Annotated in this window: 8 protein-coding genes; 4 read left to right on the top strand and 4 right to left on the bottom strand. The window is 27.8% G+C overall.

Annotated elements, in window-relative coordinates; translation table 11 throughout:
• Positions 1-519: 519 nt before the first annotated feature.
• From ACJJVY_RS16670 to ACJJVY_RS16655, 4 genes are read right to left on the bottom strand one after another with little or no spacing between them, the layout of a single operon-like run.
• Positions 520-780: a hypothetical protein gene (locus tag ACJJVY_RS16670; RefSeq protein WP_405611534.1), complete on the bottom strand. Its 261-nt coding sequence runs from the start codon at positions 778-780 to the stop codon at positions 520-522.
• Between the two features lie 9 nt (positions 781-789).
• Entirely contained in the window at positions 790-1,050 is a 261-nt protein-coding gene (locus ACJJVY_RS16665) for a DUF3500 domain-containing protein (protein WP_405611531.1), read from the bottom strand.
• Positions 1,040-1,324: a DUF3500 domain-containing protein gene (locus ACJJVY_RS16660; protein ID WP_405611528.1), complete on the bottom strand. Its 285-nt coding sequence runs from the start codon at positions 1,322-1,324 to the stop codon at positions 1,040-1,042. The genes ACJJVY_RS16665 and ACJJVY_RS16660 overlap by 11 nt, the downstream gene beginning before the upstream one ends.
• On the bottom strand, positions 1,321-1,743 hold the full coding sequence (locus ACJJVY_RS16655; protein ID WP_405611525.1) for a DUF3500 domain-containing protein: 423 nt from the start codon (positions 1,741-1,743) through the stop codon (positions 1,321-1,323). The genes ACJJVY_RS16660 and ACJJVY_RS16655 overlap by 4 nt, the downstream gene beginning before the upstream one ends.
• Before the next feature lie 531 nt (positions 1,744-2,274).
• Here ACJJVY_RS16655 and ACJJVY_RS16650 point away from each other — a divergent pair.
• From ACJJVY_RS16650 to ACJJVY_RS16635, 4 genes are all read left to right on the top strand, one after another.
• Positions 2,275-3,504 (top strand): tyrosine-type recombinase/integrase, encoded by a 1,230-nt coding sequence (locus ACJJVY_RS16650; RefSeq protein WP_405611522.1) that lies wholly within the window; start codon positions 2,275-2,277, stop codon positions 3,502-3,504.
• Positions 3,505-3,509: 5 nt separating this feature from the next.
• Entirely contained in the window at positions 3,510-4,766 is a 1,257-nt protein-coding gene (locus ACJJVY_RS16645; RefSeq protein WP_405611519.1) for a hypothetical protein, read from the top strand.
• Between the two features lie 80 nt (positions 4,767-4,846).
• Positions 4,847-5,137, top strand: a complete 291-nt coding sequence (locus ACJJVY_RS16640) for a hypothetical protein (RefSeq protein WP_405611516.1) — start codon at positions 4,847-4,849, stop codon at positions 5,135-5,137.
• 98 nt (positions 5,138-5,235) lie between these two features.
• Positions 5,236-6,441, top strand: a complete 1,206-nt coding sequence (locus tag ACJJVY_RS16635) for a primase-helicase family protein (RefSeq protein WP_405611513.1) — start codon at positions 5,236-5,238, stop codon at positions 6,439-6,441.
• Positions 6,442-6,453: the final 12 nt, after the last annotated feature.

The raw sequence follows: 6,453 nt of genomic DNA, 5'->3' as shown, positions 1-6,453 counted from the left end.
TACACTACATTATTAAACCAACAAGGAATTTATTTAATTTATTTTTAAATTAATTTATCAAACTTATTAATACACTCGTTTTTAACTTTTTATGCATAAATGTTTTTCCTCCTATTTGAATTTATTTAAAATCTCGAACCCCTCTTCAATAGTTTTTTTTCTTTTCAACTACTATTTATCTCCTAAATTAAAGCTTTACTAACCGCTGTTTTTATCTAATGTTAGATAACTATACTATTATATATATTCTCTAAAGCTTCTAATTAATAATTAATCCAACAAAAATTGCGTCTTAGAATCCAAACAATTCTCTTTTATGACACAAAATATAGTGAAAAGTCTTACCCATATTTTACCCTAAACAATCTTTAAATCACAAAAACCCCCTGAGTACTCTTCTAAATCTCTTTGAAACCCTAAAAAAAGAAAACATTAAAAAAAAATCGAAATAATATCTACAAAAAAAGCTCCGAATATATATTCAGAGTTTTTTTTTATTTTAAAGTGCCATTTATACCATCATATATTACAACTATTTTTTAACCCTTTAATTGTATAGTCAAATTTTACACTACTTTTATTGTGATGACCAGCCGACACATAATGTCCATAAAGTGTTTTAACTGCGTTTTCATTAATCATTTGAGCAAAAATACCATAATCACCTCCATTATCTGTTGATGGATTATTTGGAATTCGAGTTATTAAATGTATATGGTTATAATCTGCAATTGTATTAGCATTAGCTCTTGTAAAACCCTCTGTATTGAATTCCCCCATAAATAAGGGTTATATTCTATAACAAAATTCTGAAGTTGTGGTTGGAGTTGCTCCTGAATCATTTATCCAAACAAAATAAGTGTCGTCTATATTTGTCATTATATCTGCCCACCAATCGTCTGCAAATGAAGTAGACATATTGCACACATACTCTTTCATCCCTAGAATTAAATTTGCTTGTGCTGTTGATGACATTTCTGAATATTTTAATCCTGTTTCGAACCCAGAATAATCATAAGTACCTCTGTACGAATCTACTTCACCATTCATATCTGCTTAACCTACCTCTAAGTAAGTGTGAAGTAGACGTTAAAGAAGCCGATGAAAGCTCTGTAGTAGAAAAACTATTATATAAAGAAAGTGCTAAATCTCTTTCATCAGAAAAAATATCAAAAGTTATACCATCATAAGTTTCTACTGCAGGTTCACCACCTAAAAATACCAGAACGATTGAAACATTATCTCCGTGAACCAAAAAATTAACTACACAATGGTGACCATCTAATTGAAAGCCCCAAGAAAACCACTGGTTTCTGGGTCTCAAAACATATCAATAGAATAATAACTTGAACTCCAAACACTACTCATTATCTCACTTAACCAACCTTCGGAAAGTTCTGTAATTTCATATACTTTTTGACAACCGTCTGAACTTAAATCTCCATAAGTAATACCATCTCTGTTATCATCATTTGCTGGTGTATTGTGCCATAAATAAAATCTTTTATCATCTAAACAAACCGAAGTTTCATCTAATAATTCAGTAGATAAAGAACTTCTGAAATCTACCATTGCTTCTCGCATATTTTCTATTTCCGTTCTTGAACACTGAGCTTCTTCTCCAACTGTATCACAAGCAGTAGTACAACCACTACCATCATTTGTATCATCAGAATCATTACTATTAAATACATAACCATCTGGTTGTTCACAAGCATACGTACTTATATCTAAATTACCCAACCCGTCTTCATCTGCATCTTAACACCAAATACTTTCTACACAATCTGTATCTGAACTATCGATACCCTTCCACATGATATAAATATAAATGAAGATGCTAGAAATAAAATTTTAAATGTTTTTGTTGCCATTCGTTTTACTTTTATTTATTTATATTTAGATGTATTTAATTTACTTGTGTGTGTGTTTACTTCTATGCCATTTAATTATCTTATGTTTTAATTCTAAAAAAAAGAAAACTACACTAAATGAAAAAAGCAAATATTAAAATAAGAATTAAGTTATCTAGATAAAAAGGTAAATGTAAAATCAAAATGGTTTTAAACAAAAAAAGCACTCTAGAAGAGTGCTTTTAAGTGGTCCCACTTGGGCAAAGTTAGTTTTTTAATAGTTTTTAACATACATTTACTACTGTTAATCAATTTGTTACGAATGTAGTTGAATGGTTTTTAATGTGGTTGAATGTGTTTTAATTCATTTTACCTCCCCTATTCAGCCCCCCAATTAAAAGAGGTAAAAAAATATTAAAAAATGAATTATTACTTTGAATTAAGAAAAGATAAAATAGATAAAAACGGTTTTGTTCCTATCAGATTAATTGTATCTGATAAAACAATCAGAATTAGAAAAAGTATTGGAGCAAAAACAAGAGTTAACGATTGGGACAATCAGAATTATTATATTAAAAACGTAAAAGGGCAAGAATTCTATAATAAGATTGAGAGCTACAATAAATCTATTGGTTCAATAAAAGAAAAAGTAGACAAGATTTTTAAGTTTTTTGAATATAACGAAATTGCATTTTCAAAAAATACATTCTTAGAGAAGTTTGAAAAAACAGAAGTAAAAGTTACAATTGATTTTTTTGATGCATTTGAAGAATATATTGAAATATCAAAACTTACCAAAACAAACTCAACTATTACAAAAATTAAATCTGTTAGAAACTTTGTTGCTGCTTTTAAAGAAGAATCTTCATTTAATTTAAGATTAGATAACATAGATTATCGGTTTGAAGAATCTTTTATGGATTATTGCTTTAACACGAGAAAAACACTAAATAATTATTATGCAAAAATAATTAAGACTTTAAAAGCATTTTTAAATTGGTGCTATGAAAGAGGCTATCATAATTCTTTAGAATTCAAAAAAATTAAATGTAAAGAAGATGACACAGAAGTAATTTATCTTACAATGGATGAGCTAATAAAGCTTTACAAGCATAAGTTTAAAAATGCTTCCATGGATAGAGCGAGAGACATGTTCTGTTTCTTAGCTTTCACTGGTCAAAGGCATATAGATATATATAGACTTAAAAATGCAAATATTGAAGGTGAGTATTTAAGCTTTACAGTACAGAAAACTAAAACTGTAGACCATCACGTTTATTTAATTAAACAAGCTAAGGAACTCATTGAAAAATATAAAGACACTATGTATTTTCCTATCCCTAGAATTACTTCTCAAAAACTAAATGAAAAAATACAAGAATGTTGTGAAGAAATTGAATTAACACAAGAAATGGTTTTAACTCGATATATAGGAGCAAGAGAAATTTCACAAAGCTTTAGAAAGTGCGATTTAATCACCTCACATGTTGGGAGAAAAACATTTATAACCAATAGCTTAGTTTTAGGGATACCAGAAAGAGTGGTAAGAAGTATATCAAATCATAAGGACGAAAAAAGTTTCAGAAAATATGTAAATATTTCTGAAATTCACAAACAAAAAGAATTAGAAAGATGGAGTTCAGTTTTTTAAGAAAGATGAAAACAAATAATCAAAAAGTAAATGAACAACCTAAATGTATTGTCCTAAACAACTACATTATACAAACTGTTGACTTTATCTTAAAAGAAGACAATATTGATTATAAAAATACATTAATTACAATATTGAAAGCTATCGAACATGAGGAGTTAGATGAAATTATAACAACCATTAAATACAATGATAAAACTAAATATATAGAGTTAGTTAAAGCCTCGGAAAATTTATCTATTCATAATGATACTCTAAAAAATTATAGATACGGTTTTAAAACAAGAATAGAAGATGACTTCTTAAAACTTCATAATGATGCTAAAGATAGTTTAAGTACAGGCGACTTAGTTGCATTCTTGTTAAAACAATATTCTTATTATAAGAATATAAATTCAGAAATAATAGTTCCTGCAATTAATTTAATATTGGATGAAATAATTATTAGTTTAAAACAAAATATCCCACTTTTAAAACAAGAAATAAACCATCAGTCCTACTTACCTATATCTAAAGCAATTTATGTATTTCTTATTTATCCTAAAAAAGAGGGTATGAATAAGTTTAAAAATATTATTCGAAAAGACTTAGATTATAAGAATAATTCAGATTTTCAATATGAGTATTTTGTTACTGTAGATAGATTTTTTCGTAGATTAGGTCTTGATTACATTCCTTATATAGAGAACATGCCTGAGAAGCATGATGTTATATTAGCAAAAAAAAGTAATTCTATAACTAAATCCGAAATATCTGCCATAATAGATAAAGATGATTTTTTTAATGTGAATGTTCCATTGTTAAATTATAAAGCTAAAGATTTAATAATTGTTGATAAAAACATTAAAAACCTAAATGAATTTACGCACTCTTTATCCATAATAATTAATCATTTCTATATAGTCAATAATACATCTAAATTGGATTTTGATTTAGGAGCAGTATTTATAGAAAATATAACAAAACCATACCCCATATACCCCGATGATGTATTAATAAGAACTAGAGAAATTCTTAAAGAGATGTTCTCTAAAGTTGATAATTTTAAACTTTACTTCTTCTACTACATCTACGAACAGAAGGATTTTAAAAACTTACCAGGTTGGGTAAATAAGTTTCCTCCATTATTAGCAAATTACCTTGGTGAGTTAGATAAATTTTCTCAAGCAACAATCAAAAAATACTTTTTACCAAATGAAGATAACCCTGTATTTAACAAAAATCAGAAAATAAATGATTTTATAGAAAACATAACTACCTAGTAATCAGGGTTGGTTATGCTTGGTTAAAGCATATTCTGTTTTATTAAAATAAATTGCGGCAAATTAAAACTCATAAAAATATGCCTAGATTTATTAAAGATGATTCAAAAGAATTAAAAGAAACAACAGTAGTCGAGAGTACAGCAAAACCAGAAAAAGAAATTTTATCTCCTTTGTATTTTCCACCTCAAGAAGACCAAATGCGTCAGAAAGATGTCGCAGCAATGTTTGGAAAATCTATACAAACAATCTGCTCGTGGACAAAGCTAAACAAAATACCCTATTTTAGGTTAGGTGATTATCCTATATATTCTAGGAAACAACTAATCTTATTTGCTTCAAAAAACCACAAACTTATTTCTAATAAATAAAAAAAGCAACGAGGTCCAAACTCATTGCTTTTTTTGTGTGTTTTTCTAATACATTATTAATAACGTATAGTACAAATATACGTATAAACTCTATAAATATGTCCGATATACCATATTTAAGGATTGGTACATCCTATTATAAAATCGTTCAAGTACCAACAATAAATAATCAGTTTAATGAAGCTTTAATTAGATGGGATGTTTCTACCATTATACAAGACCATGGTAGAAAGTATTTAGACAACATCCCTAAATATCATGGTAAAATATGTTTCCCAAGTCATTTTGATTTTTCTAAAGAAATTCACGGGTTTTACAATACTTACTCTCCGTTAAACCATACACCAAAAGAAGGAGGTGTTAAAAATACTGTTAAGTTTTTCAAACACATTTTTGGCTCACAGTTTGAACTTGGGTTAGATTATTTTAAACTTTTGTACGAACATCCTTCACAAATTTTACCTGTTCTATGTTTGGTTAGTAAAGAGCGTTCCACAGGTAAAAGCTCCTTTTTAAAATACTTAAAAGAAGTGTTTGGACATAATATGAGTTATTTAGATAGTCACTCCCTAAATAGCAATTTTAACTTGGATTGGGGAAACAAACTGTTACTTGGTTTAGACGAAGCCTTTCTTCAAAAAGAGGAAATAACGGAAAAAATAAAATACCTCTCCACATCAAATAAAAATAAGATTGAGGCTAAGGGTAAAGAACGATTTGAAGTAGACTTTTTTGGTAAGTTTATTATGTGTAGCAACAAAGAAAATTCATTCATTAAAATCGATTCTGATGAAATTAGATTTTGGGTAATTAAAGTTCCTGTAATCAAACAAGAAGATGTTAATTTTCTAGATAAGTTAGTTGATGAGATTCCAGCCTTTTTACACTTTATTAAAAACAGAAAATTTGCTAGTGAAAGAAAAACTAGAATGTGGTTTACTGCACAACAAATTTATACTCCTGCTCTTAAAAAATTAGTAAACAATAATAGAAATAGAGTGGAAAAAGAAATAGCACACCTTCTTTTAAGTGTTATGGAGAAATTTGAGTTAGAAGAAGTACACTTTAGTTTGATGGACTTATTAAATGCGCTTGGAAAAACACGAGTAAAAACGGATTTAACACAACTTCGTTTACTGCTAAAAAAAGAGTGGAAAATAGAACAAAAAAACAACTCTTTTAAGTATCAAAAATTTGTCATTTGCAGCGATGGTGAAATTATACTTTTAGACACAAAAGGAAGATATTTCACAATCAAAAAAAGTTTTTTAAACAAAAACTTTGATGACTTGATGACGACGTAGCCTTTATATACT

The sequence above is a fragment of the Polaribacter sp. Asnod1-A03 genome (genome assembly GCF_045063585.1).
GTDB lineage: Bacteria > Bacteroidota > Bacteroidia > Flavobacteriales > Flavobacteriaceae > Polaribacter.
The sequence above is the reverse complement of the archived record's forward strand: the minus strand, read 5'-3'. Positions and strand labels throughout refer to the sequence as shown.

Excerpts from the sequence above, each read along its gene's own strand:
- ACJJVY_RS16670 (WP_405611534.1), bottom strand. The coding sequence starts at position 780 with ATGGGGGAATTCAATACAGAGGGTTTTACAAGAGCTAATGCTAATACA.
- ACJJVY_RS16665 (WP_405611531.1), bottom strand. The coding sequence starts at position 1,050 with ATGAATGGTGAAGTAGATTCGTACAGAGGTACTTATGATTATTCTGGG.
- ACJJVY_RS16650 (WP_405611522.1), top strand. The coding sequence starts at position 2,275 with ATGAATTATTACTTTGAATTAAGAAAAGATAAAATAGATAAAAACGGT.
- ACJJVY_RS16645 (WP_405611519.1), top strand. The coding sequence starts at position 3,510 with ATGAAAACAAATAATCAAAAAGTAAATGAACAACCTAAATGTATTGTC.
- ACJJVY_RS16640 (WP_405611516.1), top strand. The coding sequence starts at position 4,847 with ATGCCTAGATTTATTAAAGATGATTCAAAAGAATTAAAAGAAACAACA.
- ACJJVY_RS16635 (WP_405611513.1), top strand. The coding sequence starts at position 5,236 with ATGTCCGATATACCATATTTAAGGATTGGTACATCCTATTATAAAATC.